The organism is Pseudomonas sp. DP-17 (genome assembly GCF_022380625.1).
Classification (GTDB): domain Bacteria; phylum Pseudomonadota; class Gammaproteobacteria; order Pseudomonadales; family Pseudomonadaceae; genus Pseudomonas; species Pseudomonas nitroreducens_A.
In genome coordinates this window covers 146,308-169,838 of sequence record NZ_JAKSXG010000014.1, presented here as the reverse complement: position 1 = coordinate 169,838, position 23,531 = coordinate 146,308, and the positions used below count along the sequence as shown (strand labels likewise).

The following is a 23,531-nucleotide window of genomic DNA, read 5'->3' as shown; positions in this document are numbered from 1 at the left end:
GTCAGCTCAAAGGGTCACGCGGCTGGCGCCGTTGACGGACAGGATGCGAACGCGATCACCGACTCGGAACTGCTGGGAATCCACCGCCTGGACATAGGCGCGGGTGCCGCCGTCATCCTCGCGGACCACGATTTCGACGCCCTGGGTACGGGTGATGCCCTCTTCCACCGCCGAGCCTGCCGCGCCGCCAGCAACGCCGCCAAGAATGGTGGTAATGGCCTTGCCGCGGCCGCCGCCGATGGAGTTGCCGGCGATACCGCCGACCGCCGTGCCGGCCAGGGTGCCGATGGGCGTCCTAGTGCCTTCGATCTGCACCGGCCGCAGGGACTCGACAGTACCCATGCGCACGTTCTGCACGGCGCGGGCATCCGCACGGGAGTAGGAAGAACCCGACAGGTTGGAAGCGCAGCCACTCAGCAGAGCGGCGCTGGCAATCAGGGCAGTCAGAAGCAGCGTGGGACGGTTCATGATGTTGACCTCGGAAGGCTCTCAAAAGTGATGGAGAAAGCCTAACGAGCGGTCCCTGAACTCCCCCTGAACCCTCTCTGAACCAACGCTGAACGAAGCTGAACGAACTTTCTTTCAGCCTTCCAGGGCAACCAGTTGCATCCGACTGCGTTCGAACCAGCGCAGCAGATACTCCGCCAGAAGCTGCGTGCGGCGCGGCAGGCGGCTCTGGTACGGGTGAATGAGAAACACCGGCTGGGTACGGGTCTGGTAATCACGCAACAGCCAGACGAGGCTGCCTTCAGCCAATTCCTGCTGAATCATGTAGGACGGCAGCCGGCTGATCCCCGCCCCGGCCAGCGCTGCCTTCTTCAGCAAGGTGTAGTGGTTGCTCGCCAGCAGGCCATTCACTGTCACACGGAACAGTTCGTGGTGGCGCTGGTAGAGCCAGACGTCGCTGTCCTGGTAGTGAGTGTTCTGCAGGCAGGAGTGTCCGGCCAGCTCCGCGGGAGCCTGCGGCACGCCGTGCTCGGCGAGGTAAGCCGGTGTCGCGCAGGTCAGTTCCTGAAGGGCGAACAGCGGCCGCGCTACCAGGCGCTCGTCCACTGCCAGGCTGCCCGAGCGGATGGCGAGGTCGAAGCCGTCCGCCATCAGGTCGCGGCGCTCGTTGGACAGGTCCAGCTCCAGACGGATGTCCGGGTACTGACGGGAAAACTCCATCAGCCAGGCATCGAAGAAGGTCTCGCCCAGGGACACCGGCACGCTCAGCCGGACCTTGCCCTGCGCCTCCTCCTGCAACGCCAGCACCGCCTGCCGCGCCCGTGCCGCCTGTATGTTGAGCGCCTGGGCCTCGGGCAACAGCGCAGCGCCCGCGGCGGTCAGCGACAGACGCCGTGTCGTACGGTGCAGCAGCGTCGCCCCCAAAGCCCGCTCCAACGCGGACATCCGCTTGGACAGCTGGCCCTTGCTGCAGCCGAGCTTCTCGGCCGCACGGGTGAAGCTGCCGCTTTCGAGCAGCACGGCGAAGGCGGCGAGAGCTTCCAGATCGCTGGCGATTGTTTCCATATAAAAACCAAAGGTTATCGATTGGCTGGATTATCAAAACAGAAAGCCACTCTAGACTGAATTCACTTTCAGCCAAACACCTCAGTGGAGTGCTTATGAAAATCATCCTGATCGGCGCCAGCGGAACCCTCGGCCGGGCGGTCGACAACGAACTGGCACCACGCCACGAGATCATCCGCGTCGGCCGCAGCAGCGGCGACTATCGCGTGGACATCACTGACAGCGCCTCGATCCGCGCCCTGTTCGAACAGGTCGGCGGCTTCGATGCGCTGATCAGCGCCGCCGGCAAGGTGCACTTCGGCGCGCTTTCTGAAATGGGCGAGGCGGAAATGGCGGTCGGCCTGAAGGACAAGCTGATGGGCCAGGTGAACCTGGTGCTGATCGGCAGCCAGTACGCCAACGACGGCGCCTCCTTCACCCTCACCACCGGCATCCTCAGCGAACAGCCCATCGTCCTGGGCAGCTCGGCCAGCCTGGTCAACGGCGCGGTGGAAGGCTTCGTGCGCAGTGCCGCACTGGAGCTGCCGCGCGGCCAGCGGATCAACGCCGTGAGCCCGAACGTGCTGGTGGAATCGATGGAAGGCTACGCGCCGTTCTTCCGCGGCTTCAAGCCGGTGCCGGCGGCCGATGCCGCGCTGGGCTTCGCCCGCAGCGTGGAAGGCAAGCAGAGCGGGCAGGTGTACAAGATCTGGTGAGGCTGGCGGCCTGATATTTCTGCGTCACTCGTTGGCCCTGCTTCGCGAGCAACTTCGCTCCTACAGAAAAGCCTTCGCCAGGAACTCTCGGAGCGAGCCTGCTCGCGAACAGCCCTACTCGCTCTTGCCGGCGTAGCACACCGGGGAACTCCCCTCGCCCTGCTTCTCCAGCTCGTCCTCGAGGAACTCGGCCAGCACCCGGGCGTTGTTGTGCTCCTCGTCCTTGGCCGCATAAAGCAGCGTCAGGGTGCCCTTGCGCGCCAGGTCCAGCAGCCCGATCCAGTGCTCCGGGTGGGCATTCAGCTCGCCGTGGTAGGCCTTGCGGAAGTCCTCGAACAGACCCGGATCGTGGTGGAAGCGCTGGCGCAGTTCGTTGGACGGCGACGCCTCCTTGGCCCACTGCAGCATGTGCAGGTCTTCCTTGCGAATTCCCCGTGGCCACAGGCGATCCACCAGGACCCGCTGGCCATCTTCCTTCGTCGCCGGTTCATAGGCGCGCTTGCAACGAATCATCCGAAAACCTCCTCGTCGGCTTGAGATGGCCGGCTTCGCTGGGTAACGTGGGCGCACTTTCGAGGGAGCCCGTTCCATGCGATCCAGCCGTTTCATTCTGTTCAGCCTGCTGCCCCTGTTCGCCGCCTGCCAGGTGTGGACGCCGAACAAGACCGATCTTAATGCCTCCACCCGCCTGCAGGGCGAACTGACTCGTCAGGACGGCAAGCTGGTGTTCCGCAGTTGCACCGAGCAGCGCCGCTTCAGCATCGAGGACACCGGCAACACCGGCCTGCCCCGCGACGCGCTGGAGATGTTCAACGACGGCGCCACCTCGCTGTACGCCGACCTGCGCGGCAGCTTCAGCGGCAGCAGCGCCCAGGGCACCGACGGCAAGCTGGAGGTGGCCAAGGTCTATCGCCTGCAGAACGAAGGCTCCGGCTGCGACGACCCGAACTTCAAGCGCGCGGTGGTCCGCGCCCACGGCAACGAGCCGGGCTGGAGCGTGCTGGTGAACAGCCAGGGAATGCTGATCGAGCAACCGGGCAAGGAATCGCTGGCGCTACCGTATATCGCCGAAGGCGTGCCCGACGGCAGCACCAGTTATTCCAGCGAGGCCAACGGCGAGAAGGTCGAACTCTGGGTCGCCCCGGCACGCTGCCAGGACAGCATGAGCGGCGCGCTGAGCAACCTCTCCGCCGAGCTGCGCCTGGATAACAAGGTCATGCGCGGGTGTGCCTATCCAGGCGGTTCCAGCGGCGACTGATGAGGTCCGCTGCGGGTCTCCCTGCAACGTAGGAGCGGATTTCGTCCGCGATAGGTTCGAATCACGCCGGACAGCAATCGCGGACAAAGTTCGTTCCTACGCAGCCGGTGGTCTCACACAATCAGGCCCGCCGCCGCCAGCCGTGCCTTCAGCACGGCAAATTCCCCGTCGTACTCCCAATACGCCAGCCGGCCATCGCTGGCCGTCACCAGCACGTACTTTTCGCTGATCGACTGGATACGCTCGAGGCGCACCAGCTTCTCGACGAAATCCGGGTCCGAGACCTGCTCGATCACCTCGCGGTTCTGCTCGTCATAGCCGTGCATGATGAACGCGGCGCGTACCTTCAGGCTGATGAAGGTCATGCGGGTTCTCCGTGGATGGCAGCGTCGGCCGCCTGCAGCGCATGGAGCGCCGTGGTGTCGAACAGCGGTACCGAGGCGTCCTGCGGGCCAACCAGCAGGGAAATCTCCGTGCAACCGAGGATCACCGCCTCGGCGCCCTGCTCCACCAGCGTGGCGATGATGCGCCGATACTCCTGCCGCGACTCGTCGTGAATCTGTCCCAGGCACAGCTCTTCATAGATGATCCGGTGCACGACCTGGCGATCGGTCTCGTTCGGCGTCAGCACCTGCAGGCCGAACTTCTCCACCAGGCGATCCTTGTAGAACGCCTGCTCCATGGTGAAGCGCGTGCCCAGCAGGCCCACCGTGGACACGCCGGCCGCGCGGATCGCCTCGGCGGTGGGGTCGGCGATGTGCAGCAGCGGAATGTCCACCGCCGCCTCGATGGCCGGCGCCACCTTGTGCATGGTGTTGGTACAGAGCACGAGGAAGTCCGCCCCTGCCGCCTTCAGCGAACGCGCCGCATCAGCCAGCACGCGGCCGGCAGCGTCCCAGTCGCCGGCATGCTGCAGGCGCTCGATTTCGTGGAAGTCCACGCTGAATAGCGCGACCTTCGCCGAGTGCAGGCCGCCCAGGCGTTCCTTGATGCGTTCGTTGATCTGCCGGTAATAGGGAATGGTCGATTCCCAGCTCATGCCGCCGATCAGGCCGATGGTCTTCATGCCTCCCTCCATGGGAATCAGTCCAGTCCGATGCAGGGCAGATCGCCGGGCAGCGCGGCACCGTGCTCGGCGCACTGGCGCACGGCCTCAATCAGCGGATCGAGGTCGAAGCCCTGGGAGATCAGCCACAACGGGTTGTAGTAGGTGGTCTCGTAGCGCTCACCGCCGTCGCACAGGATCGCCACCACCGAGCCACTCTCGCGCCGCGCCACCATCTGCCGCGCAGCCAGCAGCGCGCCGATCAAATTGGTGCCGCTGGAGCCGCCGACGCGCCTGCCCAGGCGTTGGGCGAGATAGTGCATGGCGGCCAGCGAAAGGTCGTCCGGCACCTTGCAGCAGGCGTCGAGCACGTTGGGCAGGAAGGACGCCTCCACCCGCGGCCGGCCGATGCCCTCGATGCGCGAGCCGTAGCTCAGGGTCAGGTCGCGATCGCCGGTCTTGTAGGACTCGAAGAACACCGAGCGCTCGGCATCGGCGCAGAGCACGCGGGTGTCATGCCGACGGTAGCGGGCGAAGCGCCCCAGGGTCGCCAGGGTGCCGCCGGTGCCGGGACTGGAGACCAGCCAGGCCGGCTCGGGGAAGCGCTCGTGGCGCAACTGCTGGAAGATCGACTCGGCGATGTTGTTGTTCGCCCGCCAGTCGGTGGCGCGTTCGGCGTAGGTGAACTGGTCCATGAAGTGGCCGCCGGTTTCCTTCGCCAGCCGCTCGGACTCGGCGTAGATCTGCGTCGGATCCTCCACCAGGTGCGCCTGGCCACCGTAGAAGGCGATCTGCGCGATCTTCTCCTTCGAGGTGCTGGCCGGCACCACGGCAATGAACGGCAGGCCGACCAGGCGGGCGAAGTACGCCTCGGAGATCGCCGTCGACCCGCTGGACGCCTCGATCACCGGGGCGCCCGGCTTCAGCCAGCCGTTGCACAGCGCGTAGAGGAACAACGAGCGCGCCAGGCGGTGCTTGAGGCTGCCGGTGGGGTGGCTCGACTCGTCCTTGAAATACAGGTCCACGCCCGGCAGGCCGGGCATGTCCAGGGGGATCAGGTGGGTATCGGCGCTGCGCTGGAAATCCGCTTCGATGATGCGGATCGCCTCTCGGGTCCAGTTGCGTTCCTGGGTGGCCATCGTGTCGTTCTCCTGGCAGGGCAAGCGATTCAATAGGTTCAGTCCAGCACACCGGCGGGCGCTGTGGGCGGCGCGCTGCGCCATTGGCTGAGGGCGACGCCGGCGAACACCAGGCCGGCGGCCAGCGCCTGCTGGCCGCTGAGTACCTCGCCCAGCAGCAGCGCGGCGAAGATCAGGGTGAACACCGGGATCAGGTTGATGAAGCCAGTGGCCTGGCTCGCCGGCAGGCGGCTGACGCCGAAGTTGTACAAGCCATAGGCACCGACAGTGACCACGCTGCCCAGGTAGACCAGGGCGAACCAGCCGGTCGGGCCGGGCGCCGCTGGCAGGCCCGAGGTTGCCAGCGCCAGCGGCAGGAAGAACAGCGAACCGATGAACGCCTGCATGGCGGTGAGGATGAAGGGCGAGTAGCGCGCCGACAGGTGCTTGAGCAACAGGGTGTAGCCGGTGGCGCAGAGCATCGCCAGCAGCTCGTAGAAATTGCCCAGCAGCGGATTGGGCGCGTGGCGGTCCGGCTCGCTGGCCAGGGTCAGCCAGAGCGAGCCGAGCACCGCCAGGGCGAAGCCCAGCCAGGTGTTGCGGGCGATCTTCTCATGCAACAGGAAGAAGGCGCCGACTGCCACCAGCAGCGGCAACAGCGCGGTGATCATCCCGGCCTGCGCGGCGCTGGTCTGCTGTAGCGCCAGGGACTCGAAGATGAAGTACAGGCAGGGCTCGCATGCAGCCAGCGCCAGCAGCCACTTCCAGTCGCCGGGACGGTAGTCGATGCGTCCCCGCCAGCGCCAGGCGGCGAGGAAGATCAGGCTGCCCAGCGCCATGCGAGCGAAGATCACCCACATGGCCGGCATTTCCTGGAAGGCGAATTTCAGTGCAATGAACGAACTGCCCCAGAGCGCCATGGCCAGCACCAGGCACGCGAGGGCGAACGGCCGGGATTGCTGCACGGGACGCTCCAGTCAAAAGGTCCCCGGAGTATAGGAGGCGCTGGCTTTCGGCCGACAGGTACAGAATCGTGGGGAAACTGTATGGGCCGGAGATTGGCGGCTCAATCCGGGCAGCGCTGAAAGACGAGGCTTCTGTTTGGTTGGAGCCGGTTGTCGAGGTCCCGCACTGTCAGTTTGTCGCGTTCCGCGGTAAACATTTGCCAGCGCGGAAACTCATCGCCTTCGAAACGCTCGATGGACGCAATCCTCCAGCGGTTCCGCAGCTTACTATCGACTTCTATTTGCTGAGGCGCGAACTCGGATTCATGGGAAACGATTGCGTGCGCAGTAACCCTGAGCAGGGCATCGGATCCAAACTTTCGCGCAAGTCGGCAAGAATCTGCGTACTCAGCAATGATCCAGTCTCCTTGAAGCGCACTCGGGTAGCTGGCGGGAGAGATGGCGGGGGTCGAAATGGCCGTAGTGGCGGCCAACAGCATTAGGTTTGCTTCGATAGACATGGCAGGAGCACCTGATAAAAGTGCACGCCACTATAGGGGCCGCCATCACGCGTCTGGTCAGTCCCGGTCTGTTCCGACGCGAAAATCGGTGGAGCCAGTTGTACGAAAACTCGCACGCCCCGCAGCTCAGTCCCACGGCCTGCCCTGGGTCCCCCGCTCCACCGGCACACGCTGCTGCATCGCCGCCTTGGCCAGCAGGTGCGCGCTCACCGGCGCGGTGATGAAGAGGAACACGGTGATCAGGAGTTCATGCAGGCTGACGCCCTCGCCGCGGGTGCTGAAGTACAGCAGCGAAGCCAACACCACGCCGCCCACGCCCAGGGTCGACGCCTTGGTCGGCGCGTGCAGGCGCGTGTAGAAGTCCGGCAGGCGGTACAGGCCGATGGCGCCGAGCAGGGCAAACAGGCTGCCGGCCAGCAACAGCAGGCAGACCAGCGCTTCGATCAGAACATTCATTCGATGATGTCTCCGCGCAGCAGGAACTTGCACAGGGCCACGGTGCTGACGAAACCCATCACCGCGATCAGCAGCGCTGCCTCGAAGTACAGGCCGCTGCCCTTCCAGATGCCGAACAGCACGATCAGCGCGATGGCTTCCACCGACAGGGTGTCCAGCGCGAGGATGCGGTCCGCCACCGAGGGGCCGCGAATCAGCCGCGCCACGGTGAGCAGCACGGCGACGCCCAGCAGCGCCAGGCAGATCGGGATCACGATGCCGAGCACGGGAACACCTCCTTCAGCGGCGCCTCGTAGCGCGCCTTGATGTCCGCCACCAGCGCCTGTGGGTCCGGTACGTCGATGCCGTGGACCAGCAGTATGCGGCGGTCGGCGGACAGGTCGGCGGAACAGGTGCCCGGGGTCAGGGTGATGACGCTGGCGAGGATGCTGATGGCCAGGTCATCGGTCAGCTCCAGGGGAATCTCGACGAAGCCCGGTTGCAGCTTCGCCTTCGGCCCCAGCACCAGCTTTGCCACCTGCAGGTTGGCGACAACGATGTCGTAGAGCACCAGGCCGATGAAGCGCAGCAGCAGGCCCGGCCGCTGGATGCGCGGCGCGGCCAGCAGCAGGTTGCGGCACAGCAGCGGGATCGTCAGGCCGAGGAAAGCTCCGAGCAGCCAGTGACCGAGGGAGAAATCGTTGACCAGCAACAACCAGCTCAGCAGCAGCACGCCACTGAGCAACGGGTGCGGCAGGATGCGACGAATCATGCGCCACCTCCCAGCAGGATCGCCTGGCGGTAGAGCCCGGCATCCAGCAACTGCACCGCCGTGGCCTGTGCGTAAGTGATCAGTGGCCGCGCGGCGACCACCATCAGCGGAGCGCTGGCCAGCAGGCCGAAAGCGGCGAGCATCTTCACCGGCTCGCGATTGGCGCTGCCCAGCACGCTCAGGCCGGTCCGCCAGAACAGCGTGCTGCCGGCGCGGCTCAGCGCGACCAGGGTGACCAGACCACTGACCAGTACCACGCTCCACAACGCAATGGCTTCGCTGCCGCCACTCACCGAACGCAACAGCATCAGCTTGCCGAGGAAGCCGGACAGCGGCGGTAGGCCGGCAACGGCAATGGCACCGAAGAAGAATGCGCCACCGAGCAGATGCGGTTGCAGCAGCGCCGGCCCCTGCACCAGCCGGCCCCCCTTCTCGCCGCGCTGGCGGGCAATAAGGTCGGCGAGCAGGAACAGGCCACCGGCCACCCAGATGCTGTGCAGCAGGTAGTAGAGTGCGGCGGACAGCGCTTCCGGCGTTCCCAGCGCAATGGCCGCCAGCAGCGTGCCGGCAGAAACCACCACCAGGTAGGACAGCAGGCCTTGCAGCGTGGTCGCTGCCAGCGCCCCCAGCGCCCCGACGACTATCCCGGCCAGCGCCAGCGGCCACAGCCAGGCCTGCGCGAGGTTCGCCAGTTCGCCGGCCTGCTCGCCGAAGATCAGCGTGTAGACCCGCAGGATGGAGTAGATGCCCACCTTGGTCATGATCGAGAACAGCGCCGCCACCGGCGCGCTGGCCTCGGCATAGGCTTTGGGCAGCCAGAAGTACAGTGGCAGCAGCGCCGCCTTCAGGCCGAACACCACCAGCAGCAGCAACGCTGCCGCACGCACCAGTGGCGCCTGCTCGGCGCTCAGCTGAGCCACACGTTCGGCAATGTGCGCCATGTTCAGGGTGCCGGTGATGCCGTAGAGCGTGCCCACCGCAATGAGGAAGAACGCCGAGCCGACGAGGTTGAGCACCACGTAATGCAACCCCGCGCGCACCCTCCCGGCCCCGCCGCCATGCAGCAGCAGCGCGTAGGAGGCGATCAGCAGGATCTCGAAGAACACGAACAGGTTGAACAGGTCGCCGGTGAGGAACGCCCCGTTCAGCCCCAGCAATTGGAACTGGAACAGCGCATGGAAGCGCTTGCCACGCCGGTCATCCCCACGCACCGCGTAGATCAGCGACAGACTGGCGAGCAGCGCGGTGGCAGCGATCATCAGCGCACTGAGACGGTCCAGCACCAGGATGATGCCGAACGGCGGCTGCCAGTTGCCCAGCGCGTAGAACTGCACCACGCCGCTGTCGGCCTGTTGCAGCAGCACGGCGGAAAGCGGCAGCAGCGCCAGGGTCGCGAGCAGCGACAGGCCGCGTTGCCAGCGCTCGCCCACGAGCAGCAACGCGCAGCCGGCGAACAGCGGCAGCAGGACGGGCAGGATCAGCCAGTGGTTCATCGACCGTCCTCCCCTTCTCCACCATCCACATGGTCACCGCCGGTTTCCGCCAGCCCGCGCAGGGCCAGCACGATGACGAAGGCGGTCATGGCGAAACCGATGACAATGGCGGTCAGCACCAGCGCCTGGGGAATCGGGTCTCCGGCGTTGGCGACCTGGCCGATCACCGCCGGGTCGCCGGCCAGCCGGCCCATGGCGAAGAGGAACAGGTTGACCGCGTAGGACAACAGGGTCAGCCCCAGCACCACCGGGAAAGTGCGTGCGCGCAGCAGCAGGTAGACGCCGCTGGCGGTCAGCAGGCCGAGGGCAATGGCGAAAAGCGCTTCCATCAGGGCGCCTCCTTGGACAGCACGGGCTCCGGTGGTGCGGTGACCGAACCGAGGCCCGAAAGGATCAATAGCGTCGCGCCGACGACAGTGAAGTACACGCCCAGGTCGAAGAGCATGGCGGTGGCCAGTTCGATATCACCCACCAGCGGAATGTGGAAGTGGCCGAACGCCGAGGTGAGGAACGGGAAGCCGAAGAACCAGGCGCCCAGGCCAGTCAGCCCTGCGATCAGCACACCGAGGCCGGCCAGGCGGCTGTAGTCCAGCGGCAGGCGCGTGCTCACCCAGCGGCTGCCGCAGGCGATGTACTGGAGGATCAGCGCCACCGAGGTGATCAGCCCGGCGATGAAGCCGCCGCCCGGCAGGTTGTGCCCGCGCAGGAAGATGAACACCGAGACCAGCAGCGCCAGCGGCAGCAGCAGGCGCGACAGCGTGGCGAGGATCGGCGGGAAGCGGTCTTTCGCCCAGGCGCGCCCCTCGTCGTCAGCCTCGCGGCGCAGCAGGCGCAGGCCGTCCAGCAGCGCGAAGATGCCGACCGCGGCAATCGCCAGCACGGTGATCTCGCCGAGGGTATCGAAGCCCCGGAAGTCCACCAGGATCACGTTCACCACGTTGTGTCCGCCGCCACCGGTGACGCTGTTCTCCAGGTAGTAGCCAGCGATGCTGTCATAGGGACGGGTGAGCACGGCGTAGACAAGCAGCGTGACCATCACCCCGGCACCAATGGCGATCACGAAATCGCGCAGGCGGCGCAAGCTGCTGGAAGTTTTCGGCGTGCGTGCCGGCAGGTAGTACAGCGCCAGCATCAGCAGGACCATGGTCACCACCTCCACCGACAGCTGGGTCAGCGCCAGGTCCGGCGCGGCGAAGCGGGCGAAGGCGAGCGCCACCAGCAGGCCGGCGATGCTGAGAATGACCAGCGCGGTCAGGCGCTGACGGTGGAACCAGACGGTGAGCGGCCCGGAGATGGCCAGCAGGACCAGGCCCAGGGCGGTGATCCCGTCCAGCGGCATCTGCGCCCGGTGACCTTCGATACCCGGCAACGGCGCGAGGCCGGCGAACACCACGACCACGGCGGCCAGCACCAGCAACATCGAGTAGCGCTGCAGCGAGCCGCTCTCCAGGTAGTCGGTAACCCGCGCGGCAAAGCGCACCACTCGCTGCACCTGTTGCTCGAACACCCGCTTGGCGTCCATCGCCGGCAGCCCGGCGTACCAGTCGAACAGCGGCTTGCGCAGCACGTAGAGCAATATGCCGCCGGCGGTCGCGACGAAGCTCATGGCCAGCGGAGCGTTGAAGCCGTGCCAGATCGCCAGGCTGTACTCGGGCAGCGCGCCGTTCAGGCTCGACGCGGCGGCGCCGGCCAGCAACGGGCCGATGATAATCCCCGGCATGACGCCGACCAGCAGGCAGATCAGCACGAGGATTTCCACCGGTACCTTCATGTAGCGCGGCGGCTCGTGAGGGTGCGGGTTGGGCAGGTTGATCGGCTCGCCGTTGAAGAACACGTCGTGGATGAAGCGCACCGAGTAACTCACCGAGAACAGCGCGCCCACGGTCGCCAGCGCCGGGATCAGCCAGTTCAAGCTGCCCATCATGTTCTGCGCCAGGGTCTCGCCGAAGAACATCTCCTTGCTGAGGAAACCGTTGAGCAGCGGCACGCCGGCCATGGACGCCGACGCCACCATCGCCAGCACGGCGGTGTGCGGCATGTACTTCCACATGCCGTTGATGCGGCGCATGTCGCGGCTGCCGGTCTCGTGGTCGATGATCCCGGCGGCCATGAACAGCGAGGCCTTGAAGGTGGCGTGGTTGATGATGTGGAAGATCGCCGCGACGTTGGCCATGGGCGAATCCAGGCCGAACAGCAGGGTGATCAGGCCCAGGTGGCTGATGGTCGAGTACGCCAGCAGGCCCTTGAGGTCGTTCTGGAACAGCGCCATGAAGGCGCCCATCAGCAGGGTTGCAAGGCCCGTCAGGCTGACCAGGTAGAACCACAGGTCGTTGCCCGACAGCAGCGGGTAAAGGCGCGCCAGCAGGAACACGCCGGCCTTTACCATGGTTGCCGAATGCAGATAGGCCGACACCGGCGTCGGCGCCGCCATCGCATGGGGCAGCCAGAAGTGGAACGGGAACTGCGCGGACTTGGTGAATACACCGAGCAGCACCAGGCACAGCGCCAATGGGAACAGCGGGCTGGCCTGCAGCACCTCGCGGGCGCCGAGCACCGTAGAAAGCTCGAAGCTGCCGACCACGTGGCCGATCAGCAGGATGCCGGCAAGCAGCGCCAGGCCGCCCCCACCGGTGACCGCCAACGACATGCGCGCGCCCTTGCGCGCGTCCGAGCGATGGCCCCAGAAGCCGATCAGCAGGAACGACGACAGGCTGGTCAGTTCCCAGAACACCAGCATCAGCAGCAGGTTTTCGCTCAGCACCACGCCGAGCATGGCGCCCATGAACAGCAGCAGGAAAGCGAAGAAGCGCCCGGCAGGCTCTTTCTCCGACAGGTAATAGCGGGCGTAGAGGATCACCAGCAGGCCGATGCCGAGGATCAGCAGGGCGAACAGGAAGCCCAGGCCGTCCAGGCGCAGGCTGAGGTTCAGGCCCAGTTCCGGCAGCCAGTCCACGCGCTGCACCAGCGGCTCGGCGCCCAGCACGGCGCGCTGGGACATCAGCAGGATCAGCCCGGCGAGCGGCACCACCCCGGTTGCGGCAGCGCAGGCGGTGCGGCCGAAACGCTCAGCCAGCAGCGGCAGCAATACCCCGAGGAAAGGCAGCGCAATGATCAGCGCCAACGTCATGACCCACTCCTTTTCACCGCCGGATGGCGTTCAGACAGGCAACCCCGCGCACAGGCAGCCGGCTTGCAAAGGCGACGATTATCCATATCTATCGATTGCGCGTCATGGATTGAATTATTACGAAATAGCAAGCTTGAGCCGCATCAGCATTGAGCTTCGGCGGATTTTGCGATCCCGCAAACGATAGCGCGCGACAGTCGAAACGACTGTCGCGCGCTGGGTTTCGCCGGCTGCCATGGACGGGCAGCCGTCAGCCGGTCAGTGAGCGACGCGGCTGGTACCGTTGACGGTCAGGATGCGCACGCGCTCGCCGACACGGAACACGGCGCCTTCGTCGACCTGCTGGACGTAGGCACGGGTGCTGCCGTCGTCTTCGCGGACGGTGATTTCCACGCCCTGGGTGCGGGTCAGGCCTTCTTCGGTGGCCGCACCGAGCAGGCCGCCAGCCACGGCGCCGATGATGGCGGTGACATAGCTGCCCTTGCCGCCACCGATGGCGCTGCCGCCGATACCGCCAACCGCGGCGCCGGCAACGGAGCCGATGGGAGTCTTGGTGCCTTCGATCTTCACCGGGCGCAGGGCCTGGATGGTACCCATGCGAACGTTCTGTACGGTACGTGCTTCTTCACGGGTGTAGGTGTCGCCGGTCAGGCTGGACTGGCAACCGCCGAGGGAGATGGCCAGGGCGGCGAAAGTCACGGCGATCAGGGCAGTTTTACGCATTAGGGAACCTCCGAATAGGGCTACGACTATTAGACTCCGACGGCAGCCCGCCTGTCACGCCAGGTCGTGAAACAGCTGATCTCGATTCAGCTTTCGTACAGTTTGTGCCATATCCGCCAAAAACGCCTGCCGTGGCTCAGTTTTTCCTGTCGGGGGATCGGTTAGGCTGGCGCCCGCAGCAGAAGCGCCCCACATGGATACCCACATGGACTACTTCATCATCGTCGTCACCACCGCCGCCGGCCTGTACTTCCACTGGTGGATCTACTGGCGCATCCGCCGCTGGATGGACCGCGACCTGGCGCTGTCACTGGCCGGCGACGACCCGCAAAAGCGCAGCTACCTGCTCGAACGCCTGGCCGATGCCAAGCGCCAGAAGGTCAAGCGCCGCGACCTGCCCGACTGGTTGCAGCGCGCCGCCGACGACTACCGCGCGGCCTGAGCCAGCGACCAGAAGCGCGCCAGCGCCTCGGCGCGGTTTTCCAGTTCCTGCGCCGCCCGTGCGCAGGCATCGGCCAAGGTGATGGGTCCAGGCGCCAGGCTGAACGCCGCTTCGATCCCCACTTCACGCAATTCGGCCAGTCCTTCGCCGACGCTGCCTGCCAGCGCGATCACCGGCACGCCCGCGCGACGCGCGACATGGGCCACGCCCACCGGCGTCTTGCCGTGCAGGCTCTGGCCATCCAGCCGCCCTTCCCCGGTGATGACCAGCGATACGCCGGCCAGCGCCGCTTCCAATTCCGACAGCTCGGCGATCAGTTCGATGCCCGGACGGAAGCGCGCCTTGAGAAAGGCCCGGCAGGCGAAGCCCAGCCCGCCTGCCGCACCGACGCCCGGGAACAGGCTGTGATCCTGCCCCAGGGCCAGCGCCGCGACCTCGGCGAAACGCTTGAGCGCAGCATCCAGCAGTTGCACCTGCGCCGGGCTCGCGCCCTTCTGCGGGCCGAAGACCGCCGAAGCCCCCCTGGGACCGCAAAGGGGATTGTTCACGTCGGCTGCCACTTCGACTTCGACGCCGGCCAGTCGCCGGTCGATGCCCGACAGGTCGATACGTTCCAGCTCCGCGAGCCGCGCTCCGCCAGCGCCCAGTTCCTTGCCCTCGTGATCGAGGAAGCTCACGCCCAGCGCCTGCAGCAGCCCCAGGCCACCGTCGTTGGTGGCGCTGCCGCCCAGGCCGACGATGATCTTCTTCGCGCCGGCATCCAGCGCTTCGCGGATCAGCTCGCCGGTGCCCCGGCTGGTAGTACGGGTAGCGTCGCGCTGCGCCTCCGGGACCCAGTGCAGGCCGCTGGCGGCGGCCATCTCGATCACTGCAGTGGCGTCCTCCAGCCAGCCCCAGTGGGCTTTCACCGGCTGCTCCAGTGGGCCGCAGACGTCCAGTTCGCGGCGCTCACCCGGCCGCGCCGCCAGCACCGCGTCCACCGTGCCTTCGCCGCCGTCGGCCATGGGCCGCAGCAGGGTTTCGTCACCGGGCCGCGCGCGCAGCCAGCCACGGGAAATGGCCCCGGCGACTTCGGGGGCGCAGAGGCTTTCCTTGAAGGAGTCGGGAGCGATGACGACTTTCATGGTGCAGGTCCGTTGTGCGGGAGGATGGCGGGCATCCTACACCGCAGCACGGTTTCCCGACGTACGCAGGAGCGGACTTCGTCCGCGATTGGTCTGATTCGCGACTGAAACCATCGCGAACCACGTCCGCTCCTGGGCCCCGCTCACCTTGGGTACAAATTCAGGGCGCCAGGCGCTCCCGCACCCAGACGCCATTTTCGTTGCGGAAATTGAGGCGATCGTGCAGGCGGCTCGGGCGGCCCTGCCAGAATTCGATGCGGCTCGGCAGCAGGCGATAGCCGCCCCAGAAGTCCGGGCAGCTCGGCGCGCTGTCGGCGAAGCGTCGCTCGGTCTCGGCCAGCAGCTGTTCCAGCTCGCCACGGCCATCGATCACCCGGCTCTGCGGCGAGGCCCAGGCCCCCAGGCGACTGCCCAGCGGACGCACACGGTAGTAGGCCGCGGATTCCTCGGCGGAAACCTTCTCGACTCGTCCCTCGATGCGCACCTGGCGTTCCAGCGCCGGCCAGAAGAAGGTCATGGCCGCGCGCGGATTTTCCGTCAGTTGCTGGCCCTTGGCGCTTTCGTAGTTGCTGAAGAAGGTGAAGCCGCGCTCGTCCAGCCCCTTGAGCAGGAGCACACGGCAGTGCGGCTGGCCATCGGCGTCCGCGGTAGCGAGCATCATCGCGTTGGGTTCGACCGGCAGTTGCTCGGTCTTCACCGCGTCCTCGAACCACTGGCTGAACAGGCTGAACGGTTCGGTGGGCGCCTGGGTTTCGGTCAGTCCGTCACGGGTGTATTCGCGACGCATATCGGCCAGGGTCTGAGCCATCGGAAATCTCCTGCAGAAGAAGTCCCTAAGCTTATCCAGAGTTGCGCCTTCGCGCTTGATCCACGACAAGCGTCATTCCGTCCGGAATGACGCATTGCCAGCAGAGGATCAGTTGGCCTGGGCGAGCGCCAGCAGGCTGGTGCGCTGGGTGACCAGCACTTCGACGCGACGGTTCAACGCGCGGCCTTCGGCGCTGGCGTTGTCGGCGCGCGGCAGGCTCGAGCCGACACCCTTCAGGCGCAGGCGGTCGGCGCCCAGGCCGCTCAGGCGGAAGATCGACGAGACCGCCTGGGCACGCTGCAGGCTGACCTTGTCGTTGAGCGCCTTGTCGCCCGAGCTGTCGCTGTGGCCGAGGACCAGCACGCCGCTTTCGGGGTCGTTCTGCAGCATCTTCGCCACGTTGCCCAGCGGTGCCAGGGTGATCGGCAGCAGCAGTTCAGGACGCTTGGGATTGAACGAGCCTTCCACCGGCGCGATCAGCACCAGGGCGTTTTCGCGGCGCTCGACGGTGAACTTGCTGCCGGCCACTGCGGCGCGCAGGGACTTCTCGTGCTGGTCCAGCCATTCCTTGCTGACCTTGATGTCCTGCGGCTTGGCGGCCTTGTCGGCGCCCGGCTTGCTCTCGCTCACGCCGAAGGGCCACCACCAGTGACCACCGGGCTGCTGGCTGCCAGCGTCGGCGACCTTGGCCGCTTCGGCGGGCGTTTTCTCCTGCGCGGAGGTCGCTGCGGTCACCGCCTCGTCACCACCGAAAGGCCACCACCAGTGGCCAGTGCCGGGTTTGGCGGCAGCCGCTGCACTTTCCGGCGCCTTGGCCTGATCCTGAGACTGGAACTGGCTACAGGCGGAAAGACCGACACACAGTGCCAGGGTGGAGACTTTCAGCGAATGGGAAAACAGCAGGTTCATGGGAGCGATTCCATAAGTCGGAACATGAAGGGAGGCTCGGCGCGGCTGGGTGGCAGCGGCACCGCAACTTCAGCAATCAGCTTAAGAGTTGTACATAACTTACTCAGTTGGAACGAGATTTTAATCCCGAACTGACGAGCGGCGCATACCTGTGCGCAGGGGATGGCCGTCGTAGCCAGCGCGACGGCGAATGCGGACGACCTTAAGAAGGCACGGTGGGAGGAAGGTTCCTCCCGCTCGTCGCTACAGACAGTCGCCGGCGATACGCGCCAGGCGCTGGGCGCGTGGGTCCATCAGCACGTAGGGGCCGAGTGTGTTGACGACGAACCCCAGAGCCAGCTCACGCTCGGGGTCGGCGAAACCGATGGAGCCGCCCGCTCCCGGATGCCCGAAGGCCTGCGGGCCAAGGCCGTAGGTGGCGTTGGCCACGCTCGGCTGGTCAAGCATGCAGCCCAGCCCGAAGCGCGTAGAGGTCAGCAAGGTTCGATCCTCGCCAACGGCATGCTCGCGGGTGAGTTCGGCCAGCAGCGCTTCGTCCAGCAATTGGCCCTGCAGCAGGCCGGTGTAGAAGCCGGCCAGCGAACGCGCATTGCCGTGACCGTTGGCCGCCGGCTGTGACATGCGGCGCCATTCCGGCTTGTTGGTGCTGGTGAGCACCGAGGGCGGATTGGTGAAAGCGCGGGTGGAGAGCGCGGCCGCATCGGTCATCATGGTGCGCAGCAGGCGTTGCGCGGCGGCATCGCCCAGATTGCCCTTGCTCCGGGCGATGTGCGCGACACGGTGGAATTCGGCGTCATCCAGGCCGATGTGGAAATCCAACCCGAGCGGTTCGGCGGTGCGCGCGATGATCGCAGCACCGGGCTCGCGCCCATCGACACGGCGGATCACCTCGCCGATCAGCCAGCCGTAGGTGATGGGCGCGTAGCCGTGCTCGGCGCCCGGCGTCCACCAGGGCGTTTCGGCGGCCAGCGCAGCGGTCATGGTCGACCAGTCATACAGCGCTTCGGGCGCCAGCGGCTCGCGGATCGCCGGCAGCCCCGCGCGATGGCAAAGGAGCTGGCGTACGCTGATGTTCTGCTTGCCGGCCTGCTCGAACTCCGGCCAGTAGCGCGCAACCGGGGCGTCGAGCTCCAGGCGGCCCTCGCCCACCAGTTGCAGCACAGCAACGGCAGCGAAGGTCTTGGTGCAGGAGAACAGGTTGAGCAGCGTGTCGGCCTGCCAGTCCTGGCCCGGCTCCTTGCCCGCGCTGCCGGCCCAGAGATCGACCACGGTCTCGCCGCCGACCTGGATGCACAGCGCCGCGCCACGCTCCTGTGGGTCTTCGAACAGCGCACTGAAGGCATCGGCAACAGGGGTGAAGCGCGGATCGCAGTGGCCGTTCAGGGTCATCTCAAGCTCCGGAAATGCACAGGGGCGGAAGACGCCATTCTTTCAGCGCGCTCCGCCCCTGGGAACCCTGCCGAAGGCAGGGTGTGGCTTCACGAATGACGGATTATTGCTCCGAGGCCTGTTCCTCGTCGTCGCTGTCGTCAGCGGCCGGCGCGGGTTTGGGTTGCGGCTCCGGCGCCACCTTGGCGGCGGCGCGGGCCTGTTCGTCGATGCCTTTGAGCGTCTGCTGGTTGGCCTTGCGCACGGCGTCGACGAAGCCGGTGAACGGCAGGTCGGTGATGCCGACCAGGCCGATGTGGCCGTTCTCGCCGTCGAGCAGGCGGCCGGTCACCGGCTGGTCGAGATACTGGAACCAGTGCGCGCCGACGATGTTCGGCTCCTTCGCCGCCTCGGCGAGGAAGCGCTGGTAGGCCTCGCCACGCTGCTGCTCGTTGTACACCTCGGCGACACCACCCCAGAACGGCCCGCGATCGCGGGAGCCGAAGTGGAATTCGGTGATCAGCACCGGCTTGTCCAGGCTGCGCACGTAGTTGGCGTCGAAGCCCTGCTGCGGCAGCGGCACATAGAGGTTGAAGCTGAGGACGTCGCAGTATTGCGCGCAGGAGGCCAGCGCTTCCGGCGTGCTGACGGCGAAGCGCGGGCCGAGCAGCAGGTGGTTCGGTGCGTGCCACTGCAGCGAGTCCTTCAGGGTCTTGAAGTACTGATCGGCGTACAGGCGCAGGAAGGCGCTGTAGTCCTGGGCGATGGCCGGGTGCGCTTCGCTCGGGACCGGCGCCTGGTAGCCCGGCGCGTCGAGGTCTTCCCAGGAGCCCAACTGCACGCCCCACGCCCCGGCAAGCTGTTCGTGATCCTCGTACTTGTCCTTGAGCTGCTTGATGAAGGCACGCTTGGCCGGGCTGTCGGTGGACAGCTTGAGCGTGCCGAAAGCCAGGGCATAGTGCGCCTGGTCGTCGTCGCCACGGCCGGCCCAGGCCAGTTCGTTGTCGGCGTAGTAACCCAGCAGCCAGGCGTCCTCGCGGTGGTCGCGGGCGGCGATGGCGATGGCGCGCTCGGCGGCCATGGCGAAGCGCGGGTCGAACGGGTCGGGCATCGCGCCCCACCAGTCGTAGCCGGTGCTGACCGTGGCGTAGTCGCCGCTGATGGACAGCGGCACGCTGTAGGGCATGCGCGGGTCGTCAGCAAAGGCTGGATCGCTCCAGTCCCCCAGGGTGTTGAAGCCCCAGGAACCGAGGCGCTGCAAGGTGCGCTCGCGCCAGGCGGCGGCAGCGGCATCGCCGCTCAGGCCGCCGTCGGCGCGGAAGCGGTTGGCGGCGTAGAAGTCGAACCAGCGACCGTTACCGAACGCACGGCCCTGCTGGGCGCCGACGCCGCTGCGGTCATCGCGCTGGCCGTAGAAGGCAGCCAGCGGCTCGTCTTCCTTGGGCAGGCTGGCGAACATGTATTCGCGGCCCTCCACGTAGGTCTGGCTGCTGTCGGCGTTCACCGCGTTGACGCCCATGGACCAGAACGAGTGCCCTTCCGGCGTCACCAGCCACCAGCGACCGTTGCGCTTCTCGGTGCGGAAGAAACCGCTGCCTTCGAAGGCCGGGCCGTCCAGCAAGCCGCCAAAGGCATCGCGACCGGGCGCCGGCTGCCACTTCTTCAACTGCTCGCCTTCGGCTTTCCAGGCGCTGGCCAGTTGCTCTGGACTCTTGACCTTTTCCGGCCAGTCGCTGCGGGTGGACTGGCCGAAAGCGTCGACGATGCCGGCGTAGGCCTTGTGGTACTCGTCGTTGCCAGCACGGGTGCCGAAGCGGCCCACGAGGATGTCCTGCGCCGCCTTGGGCGAGGTGAGGAACAGCTTCACCGCACCGACCTGGCTGCGGTTCAACTCACCCGTGACCTTGCTCGCCAGCAGCAGGCGCTGGCCATCCAGGGTGACGGGCATGGGCACACCGGCACGCATGCCGAAGTCTTCCGGGGCGATGGCGTGCAGCGGGATCACCAGGGTCTGCGCCGGGCCCGGCGGCAGGGCGATGCTCGCGCGCAGGCCGGGGGCGCCAGCGATACCTTCGATCTCCACCTCGAGGGTGATGGCCCAGTCCATGGCGTTCTGGATGCGCAGGCTGACGCTGTCGGCCTGGGACCAGTCCCAGCTGCCGCTGGAGGGTGCCAGGCGCAGGGTCGGTTGCGGCGCCGGGTTGAAGTTCACGCGACGGAGGATCTCACCTTCTGGCGTGGCCTCGGCGGTGGAACTGGGCAGGTCGGCGTTCTGCGTGGTAACGGTGACCACGGCCATCGGCTTGACGAAGTTGAACAGGGTTTCATTGCCGCCGGCCGACCAGGCCGGGGCACTGGCGATGGCCAGGCTGAGCAGCAGAGGCAGATGCCAACGCATCGAGGTCATGGATTCGAGTCCTTGCAACACGCCCGCCGGGCGGCGGGCGTTCGTTTGACAGCAAGCGCGGGAGCTTGCTCCCGCACACTCAAGCTATTTCACGGCGGAACGGCGGCAGTGCGTTGAGAATGGCCTTGCCGTAGCGCTGCGTCACCACGCGGCGGTCCAGCAGCGTGATGGTGCCGCGATCCTGTTCGGTGCGCAGCAGGCGACCGCAGGCCTGCACCAGGCGCAGCGAGGCGTCGGGCACGGCGATCTCCATGAAGGGATTGCCGCCGCGCGCCTCGATCCATTCCGACAGTGCCGCTTCCACCGGATCATCCGGCACGGCGAAAGGAATCTTGGCGATCACCACGTGCTCGCAATAAGCGCCGGGCAGGTCCACGCCTTCGGAGAAGCTGGCCAGGCCGAACAGCACGCTCGGCTCGCCGTCGTCGACCCGCGAACGGTGCTTGTTCAGGGTTTCCTGCTTGGACAGGTTGCCCTGGATCAGCACGCGCTTGCGCCAGTCGCGGTCCAGGCCGTCGAAGACCTCCTGCATCTGCTTGCGCGAGGAAAACAGGATCAGCGAACCGCGCGAGCCTTCGACGATTTCCGGCAACTCGCGGATGATCGCCGCGGTGTGGGCGGCGGCATCGCGCGGGTCGGCCTTGAGGTCGGGCACGCGCAGCACGCCGGCGTCGGCATGGTGGAACGGGCTCGGCACCACGGCGGTGACGGCGGCGCGCGGCAGGCCGGCGCGCATGCGGTAGCGGTCGAAGGTGCCCAGCGCGGTGAGGGTCGCGGAGGTCACCAGCACGCCGTAGGCGACGTTCCACAGGTTGCGGCGCAGGGTCTCGGCGGCGAGGATCGGGCTGGCGTTGGCCTCGATGTCGTAGAAGGTGCCGCTCTCGGCGAGGGTCAGCCAGCGCGCCATGGGCGGGCTGTCTTCGGGGTCTTCGCTGGTGAAGGCGGTCCACAGCTCCCAGTTGCCCTGGGCGCGGGACAGCAGGCTGCCGAACAGCGGATACCACTCCTCGGCCTGATGACTGGCGATGCCGACGCTGCCCTCTCCGTCCATGGCCTCCTTGAGCAGTTCGGTGAGGCGGGTGAAGAGATCGGTGAGCTTGGAAAAGCCCTTCTTCAGCTCGATGCCCATCTCGCGGATGTGCTCGGGGATCACCCCGCCCTCGAAACGATGGCGCGGCCGCTCGCGGCCTTCCATGTCCTCGCCGGCGCGGAAGTCGCCGACCTCCTCGCAGGCGGTGAACATGAACTGCTGGTGCGTGCGCAGCTCGCGGGCCAGCTCCGGCACCTGCTCGATCAGGCGGCCGAGGTCGCCCGGTAGCGGGTTCTGCGCCAGCAGCTTGGTCAGGTTCTTCTCCACCTGGCCCAGCCAGTCGGCAGTGGCGCGCAGGCGGGTGAAGTGGGCGAAGTGGCCGATGGCCTTGTCCGGCAGGTGATGGCCTTCGTCGAACACGTAGAGGGTGTCGCGCGGGTCCGGCAGGATCGCGCCGCCGCCCAGGGCGAGGTCGGCCAGTACCAGGTCGTGGTTGGTGACGATCACGTCGACCTTGGTCATGCCTTCGCGCGCCTTGTAGAAGGCGCACTGCTGGAAATTCGGGCAATGGCGGTTGGTGCACTGGCTATGGTCGGTGGTGACCTGCGCCCAGTGCGCGTCCTCTATGGCTTCGGGCCAGGAGTCGCGGTCGCCGTCCCAGCGGTTGCCCGCCAGGCGTTCGATCATCTGGTTGAACAGCTTGGTGGAGGTCTCGTCCACGTCGATGCGGAAGCCCTCCTCCTCGAACAGCTGGGCGGTGGCGCTCTGCGCCTGGCCTTCCTGCAGCAGGTGGTCGAGCTTGGACAGGCACATGTAGCGCCCGCGCCCCTTGGCCAGGGCGAAGCTGAACGACAGGCCGGAATTGCGCAGCAGGTCGGGCAGGTCCTTGTGGACGATCTGCTCCTGCAGGGCGACGGTGGCGGTAGCGACCACCAGGCGCTTGCCGGCGGCCTTGGCGCAGGCGATGGCGGCGAGGCTATAGGCGACGGTCTTGCCGGTGCCGGTGCCGGCTTCCACGGCGACCACGGCGGCATCGCCCAGACGATGGCCTTCCTCGTCGCTGGCGATGGTCCCCAGGACCTTGGCGACTTCGGCAATCATCAGGCGTTGGCCGTAGCGCGGCTTGAGTTCCTTGGCCTCGAGGAAACGCGAGTAGGCGCCCTGGATCGTGGCCTTGAGTTCGGTGCTGAGCATGGACTTCCCGGGCCCCGGACACGCCCTGGCGGACATATCCGGATGCTGGATAAATTTTCAGTGGTTCGAATCGGCGGCTATGATAGCGCGCTTGACTTCAATCGCCAGCGGAGATCGTCCGAATGACACCCTTTGCCTTCGTCTATGCCCTGCACGTCCTGGCCGCCCTGGTCTGGGTCGGCGGCATGTTCTTCGCCTGGATGGTGCTGCGCCCGGCCGCCGTCGCCGCGCTGGAAGCCCCGCCCCGGCTGAAGCTGTGGCTGGAGGTGTTCCCGCGCTTCTTCCGCTGGGTGTGGGCGGCGGTGATCCTGCTGCCGGTAACCGGCGTGGGCATGCTGCACCTGAGCTTCAATGGCATGGCCGGCGCGCCGCGCTACGTACAGGTGATGATGGGCCTGTACGTGGCGATGCTCGCGCTGTTCCTGCGCATCCAGGCGCTGCAACTGCCGGAACTGCGCGCAGCGGTAGGCGCCGAGGACTGGCCGGCCGGCGGCGCCGCGCTGGGCAAGATCCGCAAGACCGTGGGCCTGAATCTGCTGATCGGCATGGCGCTGGTGGCTTTCGTCGCCGCCCGCCCGCACTGGTAAACAAAAAGGCCCGCCCGGT

25 protein-coding genes are annotated in these 23,531 nt (G+C 66.7%); 4 read left to right on the top strand and 21 right to left on the bottom strand.

The genetic code is table 11. From position 1 onward, the window contains the following. Positions 1-6 precede the first annotated feature (6 nt). The gene (locus tag MJ122_RS22900; protein ID WP_088417859.1) at positions 7-468 is read right to left on the bottom strand and encodes a glycine zipper 2TM domain-containing protein; all 462 of its coding nucleotides are present in this window, start codon (positions 466-468) and stop codon (positions 7-9) included. 114 nt (positions 469-582) lie between these two features. Continuing rightward, positions 583-1,512 carry a LysR family transcriptional regulator gene (locus MJ122_RS22895; protein ID WP_088417858.1) on the bottom strand — a complete coding sequence of 310 codons (930 nt, stop codon included), beginning with the start codon at positions 1,510-1,512 and terminating at the stop codon, positions 583-585. A 95-nt stretch (positions 1,513-1,607) separates the two neighbouring features. Here MJ122_RS22895 and MJ122_RS22890 point away from each other — a divergent pair, with 95 nt between their 5' ends. Continuing rightward, entirely contained in the window at positions 1,608-2,207 is a 600-nt protein-coding gene (locus tag MJ122_RS22890; protein ID WP_088417857.1) for a short chain dehydrogenase, read from the top strand. Between the two features lie 114 nt (positions 2,208-2,321). Here MJ122_RS22890 and MJ122_RS22885 read toward each other — a convergent pair whose 3' ends face one another. Beyond that, positions 2,322-2,720, bottom strand: coding sequence for a DUF488 domain-containing protein (locus tag MJ122_RS22885; RefSeq protein ID WP_239746125.1), 399 nt, complete (start codon positions 2,718-2,720; stop codon positions 2,322-2,324). Positions 2,721-2,796: 76 nt separating this feature from the next. Here MJ122_RS22885 and MJ122_RS22880 point away from each other — a divergent pair, with 76 nt between their 5' ends. Continuing rightward, positions 2,797-3,465 carry a hypothetical protein gene (locus MJ122_RS22880; RefSeq protein ID WP_017521068.1) on the top strand — a complete coding sequence of 223 codons (669 nt, stop codon included), beginning with the start codon at positions 2,797-2,799 and terminating at the stop codon, positions 3,463-3,465. A 113-nt stretch (positions 3,466-3,578) separates the two neighbouring features. On the opposite strand, the gene MJ122_RS22875 is transcribed toward MJ122_RS22880, so the two are convergent. The 12 genes from MJ122_RS22875 to MJ122_RS22820 form a co-directional block, all read right to left on the bottom strand. Next, positions 3,579-3,830: a hypothetical protein gene (locus tag MJ122_RS22875; RefSeq protein WP_239746124.1), complete on the bottom strand. Its 252-nt coding sequence runs from the start codon at positions 3,828-3,830 to the stop codon at positions 3,579-3,581. Then, a complete protein-coding gene (locus tag MJ122_RS22870) occupies positions 3,827-4,531 on the bottom strand; it encodes an aspartate/glutamate racemase family protein (RefSeq protein ID WP_239746123.1) in 705 nt (234 codons plus the stop codon). Before MJ122_RS22870 ends, MJ122_RS22875 begins: the two co-directional genes overlap by 4 nt. A gap of 17 nt (positions 4,532-4,548) precedes the next feature. Next, positions 4,549-5,649: a PLP-dependent cysteine synthase family protein gene (locus tag MJ122_RS22865; protein ID WP_017521065.1), complete on the bottom strand. Its 1,101-nt coding sequence runs from the start codon at positions 5,647-5,649 to the stop codon at positions 4,549-4,551. Positions 5,650-5,687: 38 nt separating this feature from the next. Continuing rightward, positions 5,688-6,593 (bottom strand): DMT family transporter, encoded by a 906-nt coding sequence (locus MJ122_RS22860; RefSeq protein WP_088417853.1) that lies wholly within the window; start codon positions 6,591-6,593, stop codon positions 5,688-5,690. 101 nt (positions 6,594-6,694) lie between these two features. Continuing rightward, complete coding sequence (locus MJ122_RS22855; protein WP_239746122.1) at positions 6,695-7,093, bottom strand: hypothetical protein; 399 nt, start codon at positions 7,091-7,093, stop codon at positions 6,695-6,697. Between the two features lie 126 nt (positions 7,094-7,219). Next, positions 7,220-7,549, bottom strand: a complete 330-nt coding sequence (locus tag MJ122_RS22850; RefSeq protein ID WP_239746121.1) for a Na+/H+ antiporter subunit G — start codon at positions 7,547-7,549, stop codon at positions 7,220-7,222. Continuing rightward, complete coding sequence (locus tag MJ122_RS22845; RefSeq protein ID WP_239746120.1) at positions 7,546-7,815, bottom strand: K+/H+ antiporter subunit F; 270 nt, start codon at positions 7,813-7,815, stop codon at positions 7,546-7,548. The genes MJ122_RS22850 and MJ122_RS22845 overlap by 4 nt, the downstream gene beginning before the upstream one ends. Continuing rightward, positions 7,800-8,300 (bottom strand): Na+/H+ antiporter subunit E, encoded by a 501-nt coding sequence (locus tag MJ122_RS22840; RefSeq protein ID WP_239746119.1) that lies wholly within the window; start codon positions 8,298-8,300, stop codon positions 7,800-7,802. Before MJ122_RS22840 ends, MJ122_RS22845 begins: the two co-directional genes overlap by 16 nt. After that, positions 8,297-9,793 carry a monovalent cation/H+ antiporter subunit D gene (locus MJ122_RS22835; protein WP_239746118.1) on the bottom strand — a complete coding sequence of 499 codons (1,497 nt, stop codon included), beginning with the start codon at positions 9,791-9,793 and terminating at the stop codon, positions 8,297-8,299. Before MJ122_RS22835 ends, MJ122_RS22840 begins: the two co-directional genes overlap by 4 nt. Continuing rightward, positions 9,790-10,122 carry a Na+/H+ antiporter subunit C gene (locus tag MJ122_RS22830; protein ID WP_017521059.1) on the bottom strand — a complete coding sequence of 111 codons (333 nt, stop codon included), beginning with the start codon at positions 10,120-10,122 and terminating at the stop codon, positions 9,790-9,792. Before MJ122_RS22830 ends, MJ122_RS22835 begins: the two co-directional genes overlap by 4 nt. Next, a complete protein-coding gene (locus MJ122_RS22825) occupies positions 10,122-12,920 on the bottom strand; it encodes a monovalent cation/H+ antiporter subunit A (RefSeq protein ID WP_239746117.1) in 2,799 nt (932 codons plus the stop codon). Before MJ122_RS22825 ends, MJ122_RS22830 begins: the two co-directional genes overlap by 1 nt. A 258-nt stretch (positions 12,921-13,178) precedes the next feature. After that, entirely contained in the window at positions 13,179-13,643 is a 465-nt protein-coding gene (locus tag MJ122_RS22820; protein ID WP_017521057.1) for a glycine zipper 2TM domain-containing protein, read from the bottom strand. A gap of 205 nt (positions 13,644-13,848) precedes the next feature. Here MJ122_RS22820 and MJ122_RS22815 point away from each other — a divergent pair, with 205 nt between their 5' ends. Continuing rightward, the gene (locus MJ122_RS22815; protein WP_017521056.1) at positions 13,849-14,085 is read left to right on the top strand and encodes a hypothetical protein; all 237 of its coding nucleotides are present in this window, start codon (positions 13,849-13,851) and stop codon (positions 14,083-14,085) included. Here MJ122_RS22815 and MJ122_RS22810 read toward each other — a convergent pair. The 6 genes from MJ122_RS22810 to dinG form a co-directional block, all read right to left on the bottom strand. Then, positions 14,070-15,209, bottom strand: coding sequence for a glycerate kinase (locus tag MJ122_RS22810; RefSeq protein ID WP_239746116.1), 1,140 nt, complete (start codon positions 15,207-15,209; stop codon positions 14,070-14,072). The genes MJ122_RS22815 and MJ122_RS22810 overlap by 16 nt on opposite strands. Before the next feature lie 160 nt (positions 15,210-15,369). Then, complete coding sequence (gene pdxH / locus MJ122_RS22805; RefSeq protein ID WP_088417845.1) at positions 15,370-16,017, bottom strand: pyridoxamine 5'-phosphate oxidase; 648 nt, start codon at positions 16,015-16,017, stop codon at positions 15,370-15,372. Positions 16,018-16,125: 108 nt separating this feature from the next. Then, positions 16,126-16,926: an OmpA family protein gene (locus MJ122_RS22800; RefSeq protein WP_239746115.1), complete on the bottom strand. Its 801-nt coding sequence runs from the start codon at positions 16,924-16,926 to the stop codon at positions 16,126-16,128. A 243-nt stretch (positions 16,927-17,169) separates the two neighbouring features. Further along, complete coding sequence (locus tag MJ122_RS22795) at positions 17,170-18,315, bottom strand: serine hydrolase domain-containing protein (protein WP_239746114.1); 1,146 nt, start codon at positions 18,313-18,315, stop codon at positions 17,170-17,172. A gap of 103 nt (positions 18,316-18,418) precedes the next feature. Further along, complete coding sequence (locus MJ122_RS22790; protein WP_239746113.1) at positions 18,419-20,701, bottom strand: beta-galactosidase; 2,283 nt, start codon at positions 20,699-20,701, stop codon at positions 18,419-18,421. 79 nt (positions 20,702-20,780) lie between these two features. Further along, positions 20,781-22,925, bottom strand: coding sequence for an ATP-dependent DNA helicase DinG (gene dinG, locus MJ122_RS22785; protein ID WP_088417841.1), 2,145 nt, complete (start codon positions 22,923-22,925; stop codon positions 20,781-20,783). Between the two features lie 122 nt (positions 22,926-23,047). On the opposite strand from dinG, the gene MJ122_RS22780 reads away from it, so the two are divergent. Continuing rightward, positions 23,048-23,512 (top strand): CopD family protein, encoded by a 465-nt coding sequence (locus MJ122_RS22780; RefSeq protein WP_088417840.1) that lies wholly within the window; start codon positions 23,048-23,050, stop codon positions 23,510-23,512. The last annotated feature ends 19 nt before the right edge of the window (positions 23,513-23,531 follow it).

Coding starts and splice junctions, on each gene's coding strand:
- pdxH (WP_088417845.1), bottom strand. CDS start 16,017: ATGGCTCAGACCCTGGCCGATATGCGTCGCGAATACACCCGTGACGGA.
- dinG (WP_088417841.1), bottom strand. CDS start 22,925: ATGCTCAGCACCGAACTCAAGGCCACGATCCAGGGCGCCTACTCGCGT.
- MJ122_RS22800 (WP_239746115.1), bottom strand. CDS start 16,926: ATGAACCTGCTGTTTTCCCATTCGCTGAAAGTCTCCACCCTGGCACTG.
- MJ122_RS22865 (WP_017521065.1), bottom strand. CDS start 5,649: ATGGCCACCCAGGAACGCAACTGGACCCGAGAGGCGATCCGCATCATC.
- MJ122_RS22825 (WP_239746117.1), bottom strand. CDS start 12,920: ATGACGTTGGCGCTGATCATTGCGCTGCCTTTCCTCGGGGTATTGCTG.
- MJ122_RS22890 (WP_088417857.1), top strand. CDS start 1,608: ATGAAAATCATCCTGATCGGCGCCAGCGGAACCCTCGGCCGGGCGGTC.
- MJ122_RS22885 (WP_239746125.1), bottom strand. CDS start 2,720: ATGATTCGTTGCAAGCGCGCCTATGAACCGGCGACGAAGGAAGATGGC.
- MJ122_RS22875 (WP_239746124.1), bottom strand. CDS start 3,830: ATGACCTTCATCAGCCTGAAGGTACGCGCCGCGTTCATCATGCACGGC.
- MJ122_RS22870 (WP_239746123.1), bottom strand. CDS start 4,531: ATGAAGACCATCGGCCTGATCGGCGGCATGAGCTGGGAATCGACCATT.
- MJ122_RS22835 (WP_239746118.1), bottom strand. CDS start 9,793: ATGAACCACTGGCTGATCCTGCCCGTCCTGCTGCCGCTGTTCGCCGGC.
- MJ122_RS22820 (WP_017521057.1), bottom strand. CDS start 13,643: ATGCGTAAAACTGCCCTGATCGCCGTGACTTTCGCCGCCCTGGCCATC.
- MJ122_RS22780 (WP_088417840.1), top strand. CDS start 23,048: ATGACACCCTTTGCCTTCGTCTATGCCCTGCACGTCCTGGCCGCCCTG.
- MJ122_RS22900 (WP_088417859.1), bottom strand. CDS start 468: ATGAACCGTCCCACGCTGCTTCTGACTGCCCTGATTGCCAGCGCCGCT.
- MJ122_RS22855 (WP_239746122.1), bottom strand. CDS start 7,093: ATGTCTATCGAAGCAAACCTAATGCTGTTGGCCGCCACTACGGCCATT.
- MJ122_RS22815 (WP_017521056.1), top strand. CDS start 13,849: ATGGACTACTTCATCATCGTCGTCACCACCGCCGCCGGCCTGTACTTC.
- MJ122_RS22895 (WP_088417858.1), bottom strand. CDS start 1,512: ATGGAAACAATCGCCAGCGATCTGGAAGCTCTCGCCGCCTTCGCCGTG.
- MJ122_RS22880 (WP_017521068.1), top strand. CDS start 2,797: ATGCGATCCAGCCGTTTCATTCTGTTCAGCCTGCTGCCCCTGTTCGCC.
- MJ122_RS22790 (WP_239746113.1), bottom strand. CDS start 20,701: ATGACCTCGATGCGTTGGCATCTGCCTCTGCTGCTCAGCCTGGCCATC.
- MJ122_RS22850 (WP_239746121.1), bottom strand. CDS start 7,549: ATGAATGTTCTGATCGAAGCGCTGGTCTGCCTGCTGTTGCTGGCCGGC.
- MJ122_RS22795 (WP_239746114.1), bottom strand. CDS start 18,315: ATGACCCTGAACGGCCACTGCGATCCGCGCTTCACCCCTGTTGCCGAT.
- MJ122_RS22840 (WP_239746119.1), bottom strand. CDS start 8,300: ATGATTCGTCGCATCCTGCCGCACCCGTTGCTCAGTGGCGTGCTGCTG.
- MJ122_RS22830 (WP_017521059.1), bottom strand. CDS start 10,122: ATGGAAGCGCTTTTCGCCATTGCCCTCGGCCTGCTGACCGCCAGCGGC.
- MJ122_RS22810 (WP_239746116.1), bottom strand. CDS start 15,209: ATGAAAGTCGTCATCGCTCCCGACTCCTTCAAGGAAAGCCTCTGCGCC.